This window comes from Streptomyces sp. MK7, assembly GCF_032658145.1.
Lineage (GTDB): Bacteria > Actinomycetota > Actinomycetes > Streptomycetales > Streptomycetaceae > Streptomyces > Streptomyces spiralis.
This window is the reverse complement of sequence record NZ_JAVACL010000005.1, coordinates 176,563-194,426: the sequence shown is the minus strand read 5'-3', so window position 1 is coordinate 194,426 and position 17,864 is coordinate 176,563. Positions and strand designations below refer to the sequence as shown.

Here is a 17,864-nt window from a genome sequence, read left to right as displayed (position 1 = left end):
CGTTCCTGTCCAGGTCATGAGTGACAGCCATGTGGCCCCGGCCGGCTGTCCGGCAACCCTCCGTCCGTGGCGGGGTGCCCCGGGTGAGGACCAGGTCGTAGGCAGCGAGGTCTACGGCAAGCGCGGACCCCTCGCGAAACCAGGGGTCCTGGTCGTACGAGGGAGCCTTCCGTGAGCAAGCGAATGCGCTAGGGCCGTAGGGCCTCGGGGACACAGACCCCAGGCCGCAGAGCCCCGCCTCCGCATCCCCCTTTCACCTTCCCCGCGCTGAGCCGTACCCGTCGTACGTGTGCTCGTGCGGTGAATTCCACCTGCTTTCACGGGAGTTCACCCATGTCCGTCTCCACCCTTGCCGCCGACCAGTCGGTTTGTGCCCCGTTGCCCGTTCTGGGCAGGGATGTCACCGTGCCGCTCGTGACGGGTGGTGAGGTCACCTACGCAGCCCTCGACTACGCGGCCAGCGCCCCCGCGCTCCAGCGCGTCTGGGACGACGTGGCGGCGTACGCGCCGTACTACGGCAGCGTCCACCGCGGCGCCGGCTACCTCTCGCAGCTGTCCACCGACCTGTTCGAGAACGCCCGCAGGACGGTCGCCGGGTTCCTCGGCTGCCGCGAGGGGGACCAGGTGGTCTTCACCCGTTCGACGACGGACTCGCTCAACCTGCTGGCCCGTGCGCTCCCGGCCGACTGCCGGGTGTTCGTCTTCGAGACCGAGCACCACGCCTCGCTGCTGCCCTGGGGATCCCCCCACGCCGCAGGGCGCAGGGGGAGGGACGCGCAGGTGACGTACCTCGACGCCCCGCGCACCCCGGAGCAGGCCGTGACCACCCTGGAGCGGGCCCTGGCCGGCCGCGAGCCGCACGGCCCGGCCCTGGTCTGCGTCACCGGCGCCTCCAACGTCACCGGCGAGCTGTGGCCCGTACGGGAGCTGGCCGCCGCCGCCCACGCGCACGGCGCCCGGATCGTCCTGGACGCCGCCCAGCTCGCCCCGCACCACCCGGTGTCGGTCACGGACCTGGACGTCGACTGGGTCGCCTTCTCCGGCCACAAGCTCTACGCCCCGTTCGGCTCCGGGGTCCTCGCGGGCCGCGCCGACTGGCTGCGCCGGGCCGAGCCGTACCTGGCGGGCGGGGGCGCGAGCCGCCGGGTCAGGCGGCGCACCGACGGGGGAGTGGACGTGGAGTGGCACGACAGTGCCGCCCGCCACGAGGCCGGCTCCCCGAACGTCATCGGCGCCTACTCCATCGCCTCGGCCTGCAAGGCGCTGACCGAGGCCGGCTTCGACGCCCTGGTGGCCCGCGAGCAGTACCTGATCCGCACGGTGCGCGAGGGTCTCGCAAAAGTCCCCGAGGTGAGGATCCTCTCCCTGTTCGGGGACGACGCCCCGCGCGTCGGCGTGATCTCCTTCGTCGTGGAGGGCTGGAACAGCTCCCACTTCGCCGCCGCGCTCTCCGCCGAGTACGGCATCGGTGTGCGCGACGGACTGTTCTGCGCCCACCCGCTGGTGCGCACCCTGCTGGGCAGCGACCCGCAGACCCAGGGCGAGTGCGGCGCCCCGGAGGCCGCGCCCGGCGAGAAGTCCCTCAACGCCATCCGTGTCAGCTTCGGCGCGGGCACGCCCGACGAGCACGTGGAGCGGTTCGTGACGGCGGTGCGGGAACTGGTGCGCGACGGCGCGAAGTGGCGGTACCGCACGGAGGACGGTCGCTGCGTCCCCGCGGTGTGAACCCGGGCCCTGGTGGTGAGGCGGCGTTCGGGCGGTCGGGTCAGGAGTCCAGCCCGATGGCGAACGCCGCCTCCAGGTCATGCTGCGAATACGTGCGGAAGGCGACGTGCGTGTCCGTGGCCTCCACCCCGGGGATCTTGCTGATCCGGCCCGGGATGATCTCCGCGAGGTCCTCGTGCTGCCGCACCCGGACCATGGCGATGAGGTCGTACGTCCCCGTGACGGAGAAGACCTCGCTCACGCTCTCCAGCGAGGCGATCCGCTGGGCGATCTCGGGGATCCGGTCCACGCTGGTCTTGATGAGGACGATCGCGGTGATCACGGCTGGTTCTCTCCCTCAGGGGCCGGAGCAGGGGTGACCTTCACTCTAGTGGGCCGCCCGTACCTCGCCCACGCGTAGGCGAAGCCCAGGCCGAAGCCGATGACGTGGGCCAGGTAGGCGACCCCCGGGCCCTGGCCGGCCTGCCGCGCGGCCAGCCACTGCAGGGCCGCCCAGAACGGCAGCACCACCCAGGCGGGCAGCCGCAGCGGCAGGAAGAACAGGAACGGGAAGAGACTGGTCACCCGGGCCCGCGGGAACAGGTACAGAAACGCCCCCAGGACCGCCGAGATCGCGCCCGAGGCCCCCACCAGCGTCTGCCCGGAGCCTGCGTGCGCGGCGGCGTAGCCCAGCAGGGCCAGGTAGCCGCAGCCGAGGTAGAACAGCGTGAAGTGCGCGCGGCCCATCCGCTCCTCGGTCATCGCCCCGAAGACGTGGAGGAAGAGCATGTTGCCGAGCAGATGCACCCAGCTGCCGTGCACGAACAGCGCCGTCGCGGGGGTCAGGGCGGCCCGCGGGGCCCCGGAGAACAGCTCGGCGGGGATCACCCCCCAGCGCTGGAAGTAGGACCGCTGGGCGAGCAGCAGCGCGTCCCCGGTGCCGTAGAAAGGAGTGAGGCCCGAGGCCGGGCCGATCACGAAGACGAGGCAGCACAGGACGATCAGGGCGCGCGTCGCCGGCGCCGGCATGGTCCGTACCGCCCTGAGGGCCCTGACCGTCCGGGCGGCCACCGCGTTCCTGTACCCGATCATGTGCACAGAGCATGACGTAACGGGGCGCATCAGCGCAGACCGCCTCGCCGCCGTGGACACCCGGGCGGCGAGTGGTCGCCAGGCCGTAGGGTTACGAGCCGGCGCTCCAGGGAAGCTGGCGCGTCACGGACACTAGAAGGAAGGCGAACAGGTCGCGATGACGGTTCCCCTGCCGACCGCCACCACACGGTGGCGCTGCACCCTCTGCGGCAACCTCACCCGCTTCGACGTGACGCGCTCGTCGAAGGTCGTCGAGTACGTCCACCTGGACCTGGCCGGAGAGCCCACGGTCGAGGAGCGCGAGGTGGTCAGTGAGACCATCGAGTCGGTGCGCTGCCGCTGGTGCAACGCCGTGGACAAGGTGGAACTCGTGGACAGGCCGGGCGCCGGCTCCTGAGCGGAGCGGGCCCCGTACAGGTGATCCTCCGACGGGGGGTCCCGCAAGGCATTGGGGTGACGGATGGTGGAGACACAAGGCGGGGAGCCGGGCGACGGCGCCGCTGAGGTGCTCGACCGTCCGCTGCCCGACGGGGTGCGCCGCCGGGTCGTGCAGATCGTGGCCGACGCCTTCGGCCGCCTGACGGTCGCCGAGCTGCCCGCGCAGCTGCGGCAGTACGCCCGGTTCGCCCCGAACCGCAGAGCCAAGTTCGCGGGCAACGCCATGGCGGCGGCGCTGGAGACCGACACACTGTTCCGGCAGCGCGTCGGGGAGAAGTTCAGAGAGGCCCAGCCGGAACTGTCCGGCGCCCTCGACTCCGGCTCGCCGCCCCCGGCCGCGGATCCGCTCGACGTGGCGGCCGCGGCCTACGTACTGCGCCCGGCGGGCTGGGTGAAGCTGGTGACCGCCGCCGGCGAGGAGGCCCAGCGGGCGCACGCCGAGCGCGCCGACGAGGAGAGCCGGGCGGAGCTGGAGCGGCTGAGCGCGCAGCTCGCCGCGGCCCGCGAGCAGACCCGCACCGAGACCGAACGGCTGCGCGCCGAACTGGACTCGGCCAAGAAGGAGACCGAGTCGCTGCACCGCAAGCTGCGCGCGGCGCTCAGCGACGTCAAGCGCGGCGAGGCGGCCCTGCGCAAGGTGCGCGCCGAGATGGAGGCCCTGCGCGCCGAGGGGCAGGCGCAGGTGTCGGCCGCCGAGAGCGAGACCCGGCGGCTCAAGGCCCGCCTGGGCGAGGCGGAGGCCGCCCTGGAGGCCACCCGCCGGGCGGCCCGCGAGGGACGCAGCGTCGAGGACATGCGGGTCCGGCTGCTGCTGGACACCGTGCTGGACGCGGCGCAGGGGCTGCGCCGGGAACTGGCCCTGCCGCCGGTGTCCGTACGGCCCGCCGAGACCGTGGACGCCGTCGAACCGGGACGGATGACCCCGAAGGACATCGCCGCCCGCGCCCTGTCCGAGCACGATCCCGCGATCCTCGACCAGTTGCTGGGGCTGCCGCAGGCCCATCTCGTCGTGGACGGCTACAACGTCACCAAGACCGGCTATCCCCAGATGCCGCTGGAGAAGCAGCGGCTCAGGCTGCTCGGCCAGCTCTCGCAGCTCGCCGCGCAGACCGGTGCCGAGGTCACCTGTGTCTTCGACGGGGCCGAGCTGGCCGCGCCGGTGCTGCTCGCGCCGCCGCGCGGGGTACGGGTGCTCTTCTCCAAAGCGGGTGTCACGGCGGACGAGTTGATCCGCCAGCTGGTGCGCGCCGAGCCGCCCGGCCGGCCGGTCATCGTCGCCTCCACCGACCGCGAGGTGGCCGACGGGGTCGCCCGGGCGGGGGCGCGCCCGGTGGCCTCGCTGGTGCTCCTGAAGCGCCTCTCGCGCGGCTGAACCGTCCCACGCGTGACGGCACCCTTCCCGTGTGGCGCAAACCGGGCATAAAGCAATCCGCGCATCAATCGCAACGTACAGGTTTAACGGCCGAATTAACGGACCCCTCACGCAACGTAGTGTCAACCGTGTCTTACGCGCCGTGAGTTGTGTGCAAAGAATGCATGGTGTGACGGGATTTTTTGCTGTGAGGATTTGAATTCATCACGATGAGGTCACTAGGGTCTGGGCTCGAACCTCCAAGCGGGTGATCGCTCACAAGAAGGAGCTCGCTTTCGTGGCCTCCCACCGTCGACCCAAACAGCCGAGCCGTGCGCGTGTGACCGTGCTCACCACCGCAGCAGCCGCCGCTGTCGCCATCAGCGCGCAGGCGGCCAACGCGGCGCCGAGCGCGAAGCCGAGCAAGGACGAGGTCAAGTCCAAGGTCGACAAGCTCTACGAGGAGGCGGAGCAGGCCACCGAGAAGTACAACGGGGCCAAGGAGAAGCAGGAGAAGCTCCAGAAGGAGATCTCCACCATCCAGGACAACGTGGCCCGCGGCCAGCAGGACCTCAACAAGCTGCGTGACAGCCTGGGTTCGCTCGCGGCCGGCCAGTACCGCTCCGGCGGCATCGACCCGTCCGTGCAGCTCTTCCTCTCCTCCGACCCGGACGACTACCTGGACAAGGCCTCCACGCTCGACCAGTTGAGCGGCCAGCAGGTCGACGCGCTGAAGAAGATCCAGGACAAACAGCGCGAACTCGCCCAGGAGCGCGCCGAGGCCACCGAGAAGCTCAAGGACCTCTCCGCCACCCGCACCGAGCTGGGCAAGAAGAAGGACGAGGTCAAGGCCAAGCTCGCCGAGGCGCAGAAGCTGCTCAACACCCTCACGGCGAAGGAGAAGGCCGAACTCGCCGCCGCCGACCAGGCCCGCGCCACCCGCGCCAGCGAGCGCGCCACGATGGGCCACAGCGTCCCCGCCTCCGGCCGGGCCGGTGCCGCCTTCTCCGCCGCGCAGAGCAAGATAGGGTCCCCGTACGTCTACGGCGCCACCGGTCCGTCCTCCTTCGACTGCTCGGGCCTGACCTCCTGGGCCTACGCCCAGGCCGGCGTCTCCATACCGCGCACCTCCCAGGCGCAGGCCAACGCCGGCACCCGCATCTACTCGCAGAGCCAGCTCCAGGTGGGCGACCTGGTCTTCTTCTACGGCGATCTGCACCACGTCGGCCTCTACGCGGGCAACGGCCAGGTGCTGCACGCCCCGCACACCGGCGCCAGCGTGCGCTACGAGGCGATGAGCAACATGCCCTTCCAGTTCGGCGTCCGCGTCTGAGCCGCATCCTCTTCCGCCTCCCGGCGCTCCACTCGGTGCCGCCCGAACGAGCGAATCGCAGCAACCCGCACTGACCCCGCGCCCCGCCCCTGACCTGCGTCGGAGGCGGGGCGTCGGGCTGTGCGCCCGTCGAGGCGCGCGGCCGGGGCGTGTACGCCGGGCTACTGTCGGCGCCGTTTCCCCCACCGCCGGGACGCGCCTCACGTCCCGGCACCGGGGGAGGCTGTCCGTATTGGCCAGTGGAGGGAGTTCGGCTTCCCGTGGGGTCCCATCGCCGCCTTGCACCGTCCGGTTCCGTCCGGGGCGCCGGCACCGCCCGCGCCGCCTTCACCGTGGTGTCCGCCGCGGCCGCCGTCCTCGGCGCCCTGCCGGCCGGCCCGGCCCTCGCCGACCCGCACGACGCCACCCGCGCCGAGGTCGACCGTCTCTACCAGGAGGCCGAGAAGGCGACCGAGGCCTATGACAAGGCCGATGAGCGCGCCGGCCTGCTGCACCGGCAGGTCCGCGACGCCCAGGACCGCATCGCCCGGCGGCAGCAGCGCGTCAACACCCTGCGGGAGTCGCTCGGTTCCCTGGCCGGCGCCCAGTACCGCTCCGGCGGCCTCGACCCGTCCCTCGCCCTGCTGTTCTCCGACGATCCGGCCGACTATCTCGACAAGGCGACCACGCTCGACCGGATCGGCGCCCACCAGGCCGGCGAGCTGCGGAACCTGCGGCAGGCGCTGCGCGAACTCGCCCAGGAGCGCGCCGAGGCCACCCGCGCCCTCACCGAACTGGAGAAGGCGCGCAGGGCCGCCGTCACCCACAAGCGGACCGTCGAGCAGAAGCTGGCCCGGGCCCGGGCACTGCTCAACTCCCTGTCCCCGAGCGAGCGCGAGGCCTACGACCGGGCCTCCCGCTCCGGCCGCGACGACCTCCTGCCCGGCGTGTCCGGTCTCTCCGGGCTCTCCGGACTCTCCGGGCTCTCCGCGCTCGACGGCGGCCCGGCCGCCTCCGCCCGCGCGGCGACCGCCGTCGCCGCGGCCCGCTCGGCGCTCGGCCGCCCCTACGTCTGGGGCGCCAACGGCCCCTCCGGCTTCGACTGTTCGGGCCTGATGCAGTGGGCGTACGCGCAGGCCGGGGTACATCTGCCGCGCACCTCGCAGGAGCAGCGCCACGCCGGCCGGCGGATCCCGCTGTCCCAGGCGCGCCCCGGCGACCTCGTCGTCTACCGGTCGGACGCCGGCCATGTCGCGATGTACGTCGGCCACGGCCGGGTCATCCACGCGCCCTACCCGGGCGCACCCGTGCGCTACGACCCGGTCGGGATGATGCCGATCTCCTCGGTCACCAGGGTCTGACGGCGGCGCCCCTGCGCCGTACCATCGGGAAATGGCTGGTCGAAGGCGGGTGTCGAGATCCTCGATGGCAGCGGTGTGCCTGCTGCTCGCCTCGCTGACGGCGTGCGGCGGCCAGACCGCCGCCGGCACGGCCAGGGACCAGGTGCAGCGGCTCCTCGACCGGCGCGCGGCGGCCGTCCTGCACCGCGATCCGGCCGCCTTCGCCGCCACCGGCACCCGGGCGCCGTACCCGAACCTGAAGACCGTGCCCTTCGCGGCCTGGTCCTACCGCGTCACCGCGCTGCGCCGCACCGGCGCGGGGGCCGTGGCCGACGCCGAACTGCGCTACCGGGTGACCGGCTACGACCGGGCGCCCGTCACCGCCAACCGCATCCTGACCCTGTCCACCACGGCCGACGGCAAGTGGTACGTCGTCTCCGACCGGCCGGCGCGCAAGTCCGCCCAGCAACTGTGGGACCAGGGCCCGGTGTCGGTGGTCCGGGGACACAGCGGCATCGTCCTCGGGGTCGGCCAGAGCGACGGGACCCTGCGTGGCTACGCCGGCCTGGCCGACCGTGCCGTGCCCGCGGTCTCGGAGGCCTGGGGCACGGACTGGAGCCGCCATGTCGTCGTCCTCGTCCCCAAGTCCCTCGACGGCATGGCCGCGCTGCTCGGCTCGCCCGCTTCCAACTACCGGGGGATCGCCGCCGTCACCACCGGCGAGGCGGGAGGCACCGGGCAGGCCCCGGCCGACCGGATCATTGTCAACCCCGACGCGTACCGCATGCTCGGCCCGCTCGGCCGGCAGGTCGTCCTCACCCACGAGACCACCCACGTCGCCACCCGCGCCCACACCAACCCGGCCACCCCGCTGTGGCTCTCCGAGGGCTACGCCGACTGGGTCGGCTACCGGAACTCCGGACGCACCCCGGACCAGGCCGCGCCGGAACTCGAGCACGCCGTGACCGACGGGAAGGTGCCGGCCGCCCTCCCCGCCGACCGGGACTTCGGCTTCGCCGGGGACGCCACCCGGCTCGCGCGGGCCTACGAGGGCGGCTGGATGGCCTGCCGGATGATCGCCGACCGCTGGGGCGAGGAGAAGCTGGACGACTTCTACCGGGCCGTCGGCGCACACGAGCGGCGCGCGGGCGCGGTCGAGGACGCCCTGAGAACGGTGCTGGGCACGACCCTGGAGACGTTCACCGGGCAGTGGCGGGAGTATCTGCGCACCCGGCTGGGGTGACCCGGGCCGGCAGGTACGGCCGTCCGGGGCGCCGGGAGCGCATTGGGTAGGGTCGGCGGCGATGCACAAGACCCTCATCGTGACCAACGACTTCCCGCCCCGCCCGGGCGGCATCCAGGCGTTCCTGCACAACATGGCGCTGCGGCTGGACCCGGACCGGCTGGTCGTCCACGCCTCCACCTGGAAGCGGAGCCGGGAGGGGGCCGAGGCCACGGCAGCCTTCGACGCCGAGCAGCCGTTCACCGTCGTACGGGACCGTACGACGATGCTGCTGCCCACACCGGCGGCGACCCGCCGCGCCACCGGGCTGCTCCGCGAGCACGGGTGCACGTCGGTGTGGTTCGGGGCGGCGGCGCCGCTCGGGCTGATGGCACCCGCGCTGCGCCGTGCGGGCGCCCGGCGGCTGGTGGCCACCACGCACGGCCACGAGGCCGGGTGGGCGCAGCTGCCCGCCGCACGCGGGCTGCTGCGGCGCATCGGGGAGTCGACGGACACGATCACCTACCTCGGCGAGTACACCCGCTCCCGGATCGCCACCGCGCTCACTCCCGAGGCGGCCGCGCGGATGGTGCGGCTGCCGCCCGGCGTGGACGAGAAGACCTTCCACCCGGCCTCGGGCGGAGACGAGGTGCGGGCCCGGCTCGGGCTCACCGACCGGCCGGTGGTCGTGTGCGTCTCCCGGCTGGTCCGGCGCAAGGGGCAGGACACCCTGATCCGGGCCATGCCCCGGATCCTGGCCGCCGAGCCGGAGACGGTGCTGCTGATCGTCGGCGGCGGCCCGTACGAGAAGGACCTGCGCGGGCTCGCGGACGAGACCGGGGTGGCCGGTTCGGTGCGCTTCACCGGCGCCGTGCCCTGGTCCGAGCTGCCCGCGCACTACGGCGCCGGCGACGTTTTCGCCATGCCCTGCCGCACCCGGCGCGGCGGGCTCGACGTCGAGGGCCTGGGCATCGTCTACCTGGAGGCGTCCGCGACGGGGCTGCCCGTCGTCGCCGGGGACTCCGGCGGCGCGCCCGACGCGGTGCTCGACGGCGAGACCGGCTGGGTCGTGCGCGGCGGCTCCCCCGAGCAGGCCGCCGACCGCATCGTCACCCTCCTCGGCGACGCCGCACTGCGTCGCCGCATGGGGGAGCGGGGCCGCCAGTGGGTCGAGGAGAAGTGGCGCTGGGACCTGCTGGCGGATCGCCTCAAGGAGCTGCTTTGACGTCCCCTCCTGCCCGAGGGCAGGAGATTCCGGTCCGCACCGCTGCGCGGTGCCACCACGGGTTCCTGTCTCACAGGCCCCTGCCGGTCTCCGGGGAGATCGGTCTTGCACGGGCCTCCACGAGGCGTCACTTCCCGCCCGTCCGGCGGTAGGTCCTTCCGACCTCGTTGTCGGACAGGGCGACCTCAGCAGTGGTGCTGCGGCCGTCCGGGCCGCCGGAGCGGAGAAGCCCTGCACCTCCACCCTGAAGGGTGGAGCAGTGGGCAAGAGTCCGGGTAGCGGCCGAGGAGGGCGCCGGGGCGCGAGTGCGGCGGGCCCGAGGAGCACCGCGGCGGGCCCGGGGAGTGTGACCGGCGGGCCCGAAGCGAGTGCGGTGCGCGCTACTTCGCGTAGATCGCCTCGATGTCGTTCGCGAAGTCCTTGGCCACCACGTTCCGCTTGAGCTTCAGGGACGGGGTGAGGTGGCCGGACTCCTCCGTGAACTGGTTGCACAGGACGCGGAACTTGCGGACCGACTCCGCCTTCGACACCGCCGCGTTGCCGTCGTCGACGGCCGACTGGAGGGCGGCGAGCAGATCCGGGTCCTCGCGCAGCGACACCGGGGTGGAGCCCGCCGGCTTGCCGTGCTCGGTGGCCCAGCGGCCCAGGAACTCCTCGTCGAGGGTGATCAGCGCGCCCACGAACGGCCGCCCGTCGCCCACCACCATGCACTCGGCGACCAGCGCGTGCGCCCGGATGCGGTCCTCGATCACGGCCGGGGCGACGTTCTTGCCGCCCGCGGTGACGATGATCTCCTTCTTGCGGCCGGTGATCCGCAGATAGCCGTCCTCGTCGAGGGTGCCGATGTCCCCGGTGTGGAACCAGCCGTCGGCCAGCGCCTCGGCCGTGGCGCCCGGGTTGTTCCAGTACTCCTTGAACAGGTGCTCGCCGTGCAGCAGCACCTCGCCGTCGTCGGCGATACGGACCACCGAGCCGGGCAGCGGCTGCCCGACCGTGCCGATCTTCTGCCGGTCCCAGGGGTTGAACGCGGTCGCCGCACAGGACTCGGTCAGGCCGTAGCCCTCCAGCACGGTGAAGCCGATGCCGCGGAAGAAGTGGCCGAGCCGCTCACCGAGCGGCGCGCCGCCGGAGATGGCGTACTCGCCGCGCCCGCCGAGCACCGCGCGCAGCTTGCTGTAGACCAGCTTGTCGAACGTCTTGTGCTTGATCCTCAAGCCCAGCGACGGGCCCGACGGGGTGTCCAGCGCCTTGCTGTACGCGATCGCCGTGTCCGCGGCCTTGTCGAAGATCTTGCCCTTGCCGTCCGCCTGCGCCTTGGCGCGCGCCGAGTTGTACACCTTCTCGAACACGCGCGGGACGCCCAGTATCAGCGTCGGGCGGAACGCGGCCAGCTCGTCGGTCAGGTTCTTGATGTCCGGGACGCAGCCCAGCTTGATCGGCGCCATCATCGGGGCGACCTGGACCAGCCGCCCGAAGACATGGGCGAGCGGCAGGAACAGCAGTACGGAGCACTCACCGGTGCGGAACAGCGGCCGCAGCCGCTCCACCACGTTCCCGCACTCGGCGAAGAAGCTGCGGTGGGAGAGCACGCAGCCCTTGGGGCGGCCGGTGGTCCCGCTGGTGTACACGATGGTCGCCGGGTCGTCGGCCTTCGCCAGCGAGCTGCGCTCCTCGACCGAGGCGTCGCTGATCCCGTGCCCGGCGCGGCCCAGCTCCTCGACGGCGCCGGCCTCGATCTGCCAGACGTTCTTCAGGGCGGGCAGGCTCTCGCGCACCGACTCGACGGCGGCGGCGTGCGCGTCCGTCTCCACCACGCAGGCGGTGGCGCCCGAGTCGGAGAGGATCCACTGAACCTGCTCCGGCGAACTGGTCTCGTACACCGGAACGGTGATGGCGCCCGCGCTCCAGATCGCGAAGTCCAGCAGCGTCCACTCGTACCGCGTCCGGGACATCAGGCCCACCCGGTCGCCCGGCTGGATGCCGGAGGCGATCAGTCCCTTGGCGGCGGCGTGCACCTCGGCGAGGAACGCCCGTGCGGTGACGTCCTGCCAGACACCGCCGACCTTCCGTGCGATCACGGCGACGTCGGGATACTGCGCGGCGTTTCTGCGGACGATGTCGGTCAGATTGCCGTCCGCAGGGACCTCGTACAAAGCCGGAAGGCTGAACTCGCGCAAGACTGCTGCTCCTCATAGGGCGCCGGCGCCACGACGTTGTGTGATGCGACGGTGCGGTCCAAGGCTCGAATCTGCTGCCCAGGGCTTCGCCAGGAGCCGTTTCGGGCTCATGGTTGAAATCCAGAGCACGACTGGACTGCCCGGAGGTTACCCGCCGGTATGGCTTTTTCGACAGGGGTTCCCGGCGAGATGTTCGCTGCGTCACACGATAGGTGTTTCTTCGCGCACAGTAGTGGACCCGTTGAACAACTGGCCAGTAACAAGGGGTTCCGTCGTCACTGTTCACAAGAGCGGCGCTCCACCTACCCTTGATCGCCATGGCACCCACACCAGAGCCCGACCGCGGGACACGGATCCACGTGGTCAGCGACGTACACGGCAACGCCCGCGACCTGGCCCGGGCCGGCGAGGGTGCCGACGCGCTGATCTGCCTCGGCGACCTGATCCTCTTCCTCGACTACGCCGACCACTCGCGCGGCATCTTCCCCGACCTCTTCGGCACGGAGAACGCCGACCGCATCGTCGAACTGCGCACCGCCCGCCGTTTCGCCGAGGCACGCGAGTTCGGCGCCCGGCTGTGGGCGGGCATCGACGGCGACCGCGCCCAGGTCATCGAACAGGCCGTGCGCAAGCAGTACGCGGAACTCTTCGCCGCCTTCCCCACCCCCACGTACGCCACCTACGGCAATGTCGACATGCCGCCGCTGTGGAAGGAGTACGCGCACCAGGGCACCACCGTGCTCGACGGGGAGCGGGTGGAGATCGGCGGCCGCGTCTTCGGCTTCGTCGGCGGCGGACTGCGCACCCCCATGCGCACGCCCTACGAGATCGGCGACGAGGAGTACGCCGCGAAGATCGAGGCCGTCGGCGAGGTCGACGTGCTGTGCACCCACATCCCGCCCGACGTGCCCGAACTCGTCTACGACACCGTCGCCCGCCGCTTCGAACGCGGCAGCCGCGCCCTGCTGGACGCCATCCGCCGGACCCGCCCCCGCTACGCGCTCTTCGGCCACGTCCACCAGCCGCTGGTGCGGCGCATGCGCATCGGGGCGACCGAGTGCGTCAACGTAGGACACTTCGCGGGCACGGGCAGGCCCTGGGTCCTTCGGTGGTGACCGTTGTCCTCCGGTGGTGACCGTCGGTGATCGTTGACGACCGCGTCGGCCCGGTGATCCCTTCGCGCCACCTTCCCGCCATGTCCGCAGGTGGGGGTGGAGTCCGGCGCCCGCCTGCGCGGTAGCCTTCACGCTGCACACACGTGCGCACACGACCCGACTTCCGGCCCGCATCTGGAGGAGCCACGGCGATGGCGGAACACACCAGCTCGAGCATCACGATCGAGGCGGCACCGGCCGACGTCATGGGGGTGATCGCCGACTTCGCGCGCTACCCCGACTGGACCGGCGAGGTGAAGGAGGCCGAGGTCCTCACGGCGGACGAGCACGGCCGCGCCGAGCAGGTCCGCCTCGTCATGGACGCGGGCGCCATCAAGGACGACCAGACCCTCGCCTACACCTGGACCGGCGACAACGAGGTCTCCTGGACCCTGGTGAAGTCCCAGATGCTGCGCTCGCTCGACGGCTCCTATCTGCTGAAGCCGGTGGGCACGAGCTCGACCGAGGTCACCTACCAGCTCACGGTCGACGTCAAGATCCCCATGCTGGGCATGATCAAGCGCAAGGCCGAGAAGGTCATCATCGACCGCGCCCTGGCGGGCCTGAAGAAGCGCGTGGAGTCGGGCGAGAAGTAGAAGTGGGCGAGGAGGACGACCGGGGGCCGTGCTGCCCGCCGCCCCCGCCTCGAGAGGGGCCCACTGTCTGCCGGGCAAGGAGCTGCCGGCACCGGCTCGGGCGCCCCCTGGGCGAACGAGCCGTTGAATACGGCTAGCGTTCACCCCCATGCGCACCCTCCTGATCACCGGCCCAGGCGGCTCCGGCCGTACCACCGTCGCCGCGGCCACCGCGCTGACCGCCGCCCGCGAGGGCACCCCCACCCTCGTCCTCAGCGCCGACCGCACCGACACCCTGGGTGCGGCGCTCGGTACGGCGACGGGCGCGGAGCCGGTGCGGGTCGCGCCGGACCTCACCGCGTGGCGCCCCGACGCCGCGGCCGGCTTCCGCGCCGACCTCGTCGCCTTCCAGGACCGCGCGGCAGGCGTCCTCGACCTGCTGGGAGCCGCCCGCCTGGACGCCGAGGAGGCCACCCCGCTGCCCGGTGCCGAGGAGCTGGCCCTGCTGCGCGCACTGCGCGACGCGGCCCTGTCCGAGCGGTTCGAACTGCTGGTCGTCGACCTGCCGCCCGCCCCGCAGGCCCTCGCGCTGCTCGCCCTGCCCGCCGAGCTGCGCCGCTACCTGCGCCGGCTGCTCCCGCCCGAGCGTCAGGCCGCCCGCGCGCTGCGCCCCGTCCTCGGCCGGCTGGCCGGTGTGCCCATGCCGGCCGAGTGGCTGTACGAGACCGCCTCCCGCTGGGACGTGGAGCTGGCCGCCGTGGAGGCCGTCGTCGCCGACCCGGGCACCGCTGTGCGCCTGGTCGCCGAGCCCGGACCGGCGGGCCTGGACGCCGTGCACGGCGCCGCTCTCGGACTGGCCGTGCGCGCACTGCCCGTGGAGTCCCTGGTCGCCGGCCGGGTCCTGCCCGAGGCGCCCGCCGATCCCTGGCTGGCGGGGCCGGTGGCCCAGCAGCGCAAGGCCCTGGAGGAGTGGCGGCAGACGTACACCGTCCATCCGGCCGCCCACCTGGGCCGGGACCCGCGCGGCCGGGACGACCTCGCCGCCCTCGCCGTGCCCGGTGTCGACCCGGCGTCCGCCCCGGTCGAGTGGCCGGTCACCGACCGGCTCGCCGAGGACGGCGTGCTGGTGTGGTGCATCCCCCTGCCCGGCGCCGTGCGCGAGGAGCTGGACCTCGTGCGGCGCGGCGACGAACTCGTGCTGACCGCCGGCCCCTTCCGCCGGATCGTCCCGCTGCCCTCGGCGCTGCGCCGGTGCACGGTCGACGGCGCCGCGCTGCGCGACGGCGAGCTGCGGATCCGGTTCGCCCCGGACCCCGCGCTGTGGCCCCGCGAGAGGTGAAGGGCGTCCGCCCGTTCGGGTAACGTCGGAAGGACGAACCGTAGTCAGGAGTCCGCCATGAGCAGCGAAGAGCGCCCACCGTCCGACGCCGCTCGGGACGACGTCGCTCAGGAGCAGACCGCCGACGAGGCGCGGCACCCCGGTGACAGCGACGCGTGGGCCACGGCCTGCGCCGAGGACCTCGCGGCGGAGCAGGCCCGGCATCGCGCGCAGTACGGCCCGCCGCCGGGTTCGGCCGCCGAGGAGCTGCGGAAGTTCGTCGACACGGTCGCCGACAAGCTGTCCTCGTTGCAGGCGCCGCTGCTCGGCGCGGTCGCCGGGCCCGCCGCCCAGCAGGTGGTGCGCCAGGTCGTGGAGCAGGCGAAGGCGGCCGTGGAACCCGTCATCGAGCGCAACCCGGACGTCTTCGACCATCTGGCCGCGGCCGGCAGCGAGCTCCTCGCCGCCTACCGCTCGGCCGTCGAGGCCCAGGAGCGCCGCTGGACGTCGCGTGCGAGCGGCCTGGACGACGACCTGAGGGACGGCCTGGGCGACCGCGACGACCGCCGCGACGGCGGCGAGGGCACCGGCGGCGGGGAACGCATCGACCTGGACTGACGGTCCTGCTGTCCCGGACCGGCTGTCCGGCTGTCCCCGGACCGGCTGTCCGGCTGTCCCCGGACCGGCTGTCCGGCTGTCCCGGACCGGCCGTCCTCCTGTCCCGGACCGGCCGTCCTGCCGTCCCGGACCGGCCGTCCCGCCGTGTCGTACCGCCTGCCCAGCGGGTGGACGAGGCGAATCCGACGGCAGGGCCTCGGGTACGGTTGGCCGTAGCGGGGCTCGACCGAAACTGAGGGATTCATGGGACTCACCATCGGCGTCGACATCGGCGGCACGAAGATCGCGGCCGGCGTGGTCGACGAGGAAGGCAACATCCTCTCGACCTTCAAGGTGCCGACCCCCACCACACCCGAGGCCATCGTGGACGCCATCGCCTCGGCGGTGGAGGGCGCACGCGCGGGGCACGAGATCGTCGGCGTGGGCATCGGCGCCGCCGGCTACGTCAACCGGCAGCGCTCGACGGTCTACTTCGCGCCCAACATCCACTGGCGCAACGAGCCGCTGAAGGAAAAGGTCGAGGCGCGCGTCGGCCTCCCGGTCGTCGTGGAGAACGACGCGAACGCCGCGGCCTGGGGCGAGTACAAGTTCGGCGCCGGCAAGGGCCACCGCAACGTCATCTGCATCACGCTCGGCACCGGCCTCGGCGGCGGCATCATCATCGGCAACAAGCTGCGCCGCGGTCACTTCGGCGTGGCCGCCGAGTTCGGGCACATCCGGATGGTCCCGGATGGCCTGCTGTGCGGCTGCGGCTCGCAGGGCTGCTGGGAGCAGTACGCCTCCGGCCGCGCGCTCGTGCGGTACGCCAAGCAGCGCGCCAACGCCACCCCGGAGAGCGCCCAGGTGCTGCTGGCCCTCGGCAACGGCACCCCCGAGGGCATCGAGGGCAAGCACATCTCGATGGCCGCCCGCCAGGGCTGTCCCGTCGCCGTCGACTCCTACCGTGAGCTGGCCCGCTGGGTCGGCGCCGGCCTCGCCGACCTGGCCTCGCTCTTCGACCCGTCCGCCTTCATCGTCGGCGGCGGCCTGTCCGACGAGGGCGAGCTGGTCCTGGACCCGATCCGCAAGTCCTACAAGCGCTGGCTGGTCGGCGGCAACTGGCGCCCGGTCGCCGATGTGCTGGCCGCCCAGCTCGGCAACAAGGCCGGCCTGGTGGGCGCGGCCGACCTTGCCCGGGAGCCCGACCCGATCATGTGAGACGCCCGTGCGGTACAGGGGCGCGGGGAGCGGCGCGACGGGCCACGACGGACCGGCGGTCGCGCATGGACCTCGCGCCCCGGTCCTGGGCGTAGATTGATCCACATGGCGCTGCTTCCCAACTCCCGCACGGAACCCGACGGTTCCGCGGTCATCCGCGTCCTGACCTACAACATCCGGTCCATGCGGGACGACACCGACGCCCTCGCCCGGGTGATCAGGGCCTGCGCGCCCGATCTCGTCCTCCTTCAGGAGGCGCCCCGGTTCTTCCGCTGGCGCAAGAAGCTGGCGCGGCTGGCGCGGAAGTCGGATCTGGCGATCCTCACCGGGGGCGCCACGGCCGCGGGCCCGGCGCTGCTGTGCTCGTTGCGGGCCACCGTCGAGCGGACCGAGGACGTGCTGCTGCCCCTGACTCCGGGGATGCACCGCAGGGGCCTGGCCACGGCGGTCGTCCGGTTCGGCGGTGCCCGGCTCGGCGTGCTCGGCTGCCACCTCTCGCTCGACCGGAACGAGCGCTACGAGCAGGGCGGCATGCTCCTGGACCGGCTGGCCGGGATGGGCGTCGAGCACGCGATCGCGGGCGGCGACATCAACGAGGCACCGGACGGCCCGACGTTCCGCCGCCTGGCGGCCACCCTCCAGGACGCCCGGGCCACGGCCCCCTGGGGCGGCGAACTCACCTGGAACGCCACCGACCCCGACCGCCGCATCGACGCGATCTTCGCCACCCCCGGCATCGAGATCCTCGCCTGCGGCGTCCCCCACGACCACCCCGGAGTGACCGAACAGGACCTCCGATCAGCCACAGACCACCTCCCGGTCCTGGCCGCCCTCAAACTCCCGCCAACCGCCCCGTAGCCCCTCCCGCCCCACAGCGTCCGGAGGCACGGCCTTGGCAACCCGGGACACCGGCCTGGCCCCGGCAACCCGGTACACCGGCCTTCATCACCGCACCCCGCCCGACCTCGCCGCCCCCGGCCACCATGCCCTCCCCGACCCGACCTCGCCGGTCTCCCCGTGCCGGCCTGCGCGGGCTCCGGGCCGGGCCGGGCTACGGACGCCTCCCCGGTTCGGGGTGCGGGGCCTCTCCGGTTCAAGGGATGGGCCCCCGATCCAGGCCTCCGGGCCTCCTTGGCCCGGG

The 17,864-nt window shown here is 72.8% G+C and carries 16 protein-coding genes and 1 riboswitch; of the genes, 13 read left to right on the top strand and 3 right to left on the bottom strand.

The annotated features are described in order from the left end of the window. The first annotated feature begins 12 nt into the window (after positions 1 to 12). Positions 13 to 129, top strand: a riboswitch (SAM riboswitch). 204 nt (positions 130 to 333) lie between these two features. Further along, complete coding sequence (locus R2S09_RS09600; RefSeq protein WP_306183420.1) at positions 334 to 1,725, top strand: aminotransferase class V-fold PLP-dependent enzyme; 1,392 nt, start codon at positions 334 to 336, stop codon at positions 1,723 to 1,725. 40 nt (positions 1,726 to 1,765) lie between these two features. On the opposite strand, the gene R2S09_RS09595 is transcribed toward R2S09_RS09600, so the two are convergent. Then, on the bottom strand, positions 1,766 to 2,047 hold the full coding sequence (locus tag R2S09_RS09595; protein ID WP_316740423.1) for an Lrp/AsnC ligand binding domain-containing protein: 282 nt from the start codon (positions 2,045 to 2,047) through the stop codon (positions 1,766 to 1,768). Beyond that, positions 2,044 to 2,796 carry a rhomboid family intramembrane serine protease gene (locus R2S09_RS09590; protein WP_306183423.1) on the bottom strand — a complete coding sequence of 251 codons (753 nt, stop codon included), beginning with the start codon at positions 2,794 to 2,796 and terminating at the stop codon, positions 2,044 to 2,046. The genes R2S09_RS09595 and R2S09_RS09590 overlap by 4 nt, the downstream gene beginning before the upstream one ends. A gap of 157 nt (positions 2,797 to 2,953) precedes the next feature. Here R2S09_RS09590 and R2S09_RS09585 point away from each other — a divergent pair, with 157 nt between their 5' ends. The 6 genes from R2S09_RS09585 to R2S09_RS09560 all read left to right on the top strand — a co-directional run bounded on the left by R2S09_RS09585 (position 2,954) and on the right by R2S09_RS09560 (position 9,684). Continuing rightward, complete coding sequence (locus R2S09_RS09585; protein ID WP_018567422.1) at positions 2,954 to 3,193, top strand: hypothetical protein; 240 nt, start codon at positions 2,954 to 2,956, stop codon at positions 3,191 to 3,193. Positions 3,194 to 3,256: 63 nt separating this feature from the next. After that, positions 3,257 to 4,606, top strand: coding sequence for an NYN domain-containing protein (locus R2S09_RS09580; RefSeq protein ID WP_306183426.1), 1,350 nt, complete (start codon positions 3,257 to 3,259; stop codon positions 4,604 to 4,606). Between the two features lie 277 nt (positions 4,607 to 4,883). Beyond that, the gene (locus R2S09_RS09575; RefSeq protein ID WP_306183427.1) at positions 4,884 to 5,918 is read left to right on the top strand and encodes a C40 family peptidase; all 1,035 of its coding nucleotides are present in this window, start codon (positions 4,884 to 4,886) and stop codon (positions 5,916 to 5,918) included. 260 nt (positions 5,919 to 6,178) lie between these two features. Continuing rightward, positions 6,179 to 7,258 carry an NlpC/P60 family protein gene (locus R2S09_RS09570; RefSeq protein ID WP_306183429.1) on the top strand — a complete coding sequence of 360 codons (1,080 nt, stop codon included), beginning with the start codon at positions 6,179 to 6,181 and terminating at the stop codon, positions 7,256 to 7,258. 31 nt (positions 7,259 to 7,289) lie between these two features. Continuing rightward, positions 7,290 to 8,480 (top strand): hypothetical protein, encoded by a 1,191-nt coding sequence (locus tag R2S09_RS09565; protein ID WP_316740422.1) that lies wholly within the window; start codon positions 7,290 to 7,292, stop codon positions 8,478 to 8,480. Positions 8,481 to 8,541: 61 nt separating this feature from the next. Then, positions 8,542 to 9,684, top strand: coding sequence for a glycosyltransferase family 4 protein (locus tag R2S09_RS09560; protein ID WP_306183433.1), 1,143 nt, complete (start codon positions 8,542 to 8,544; stop codon positions 9,682 to 9,684). A gap of 380 nt (positions 9,685 to 10,064) precedes the next feature. Here the strand turns inward: R2S09_RS09560 and R2S09_RS09555 are convergent, their stop codons facing one another. Next, positions 10,065 to 11,861, bottom strand: a complete 1,797-nt coding sequence (locus R2S09_RS09555) for a long-chain fatty acid--CoA ligase (protein WP_306183434.1) — start codon at positions 11,859 to 11,861, stop codon at positions 10,065 to 10,067. A 317-nt stretch (positions 11,862 to 12,178) separates the two neighbouring features. Between R2S09_RS09555 and R2S09_RS09550 the strand changes: the two genes are divergently transcribed. From R2S09_RS09550 to R2S09_RS09525, 6 genes are all read left to right on the top strand, one after another. Further along, complete coding sequence (locus R2S09_RS09550; RefSeq protein ID WP_306183435.1) at positions 12,179 to 12,976, top strand: metallophosphoesterase; 798 nt, start codon at positions 12,179 to 12,181, stop codon at positions 12,974 to 12,976. 191 nt (positions 12,977 to 13,167) lie between these two features. Beyond that, positions 13,168 to 13,611, top strand: a complete 444-nt coding sequence (locus R2S09_RS09545; RefSeq protein WP_316740421.1) for an SRPBCC family protein — start codon at positions 13,168 to 13,170, stop codon at positions 13,609 to 13,611. A 148-nt stretch (positions 13,612 to 13,759) separates the two neighbouring features. Beyond that, positions 13,760 to 14,929: an ArsA-related P-loop ATPase gene (locus tag R2S09_RS09540; protein WP_316740420.1), complete on the top strand. Its 1,170-nt coding sequence runs from the start codon at positions 13,760 to 13,762 to the stop codon at positions 14,927 to 14,929. Between the two features lie 57 nt (positions 14,930 to 14,986). Continuing rightward, the gene (locus tag R2S09_RS09535; RefSeq protein WP_316740419.1) at positions 14,987 to 15,526 is read left to right on the top strand and encodes a DUF5304 domain-containing protein; all 540 of its coding nucleotides are present in this window, start codon (positions 14,987 to 14,989) and stop codon (positions 15,524 to 15,526) included. A 243-nt stretch (positions 15,527 to 15,769) separates the two neighbouring features. Next, entirely contained in the window at positions 15,770 to 16,723 is a 954-nt protein-coding gene (locus R2S09_RS09530; protein WP_030182050.1) for an ROK family glucokinase, read from the top strand. A gap of 105 nt (positions 16,724 to 16,828) precedes the next feature. Then, complete coding sequence (locus tag R2S09_RS09525) at positions 16,829 to 17,581, top strand: endonuclease/exonuclease/phosphatase family protein (RefSeq protein WP_306183440.1); 753 nt, start codon at positions 16,829 to 16,831, stop codon at positions 17,579 to 17,581. Positions 17,582 to 17,864: the final 283 nt, after the last annotated feature.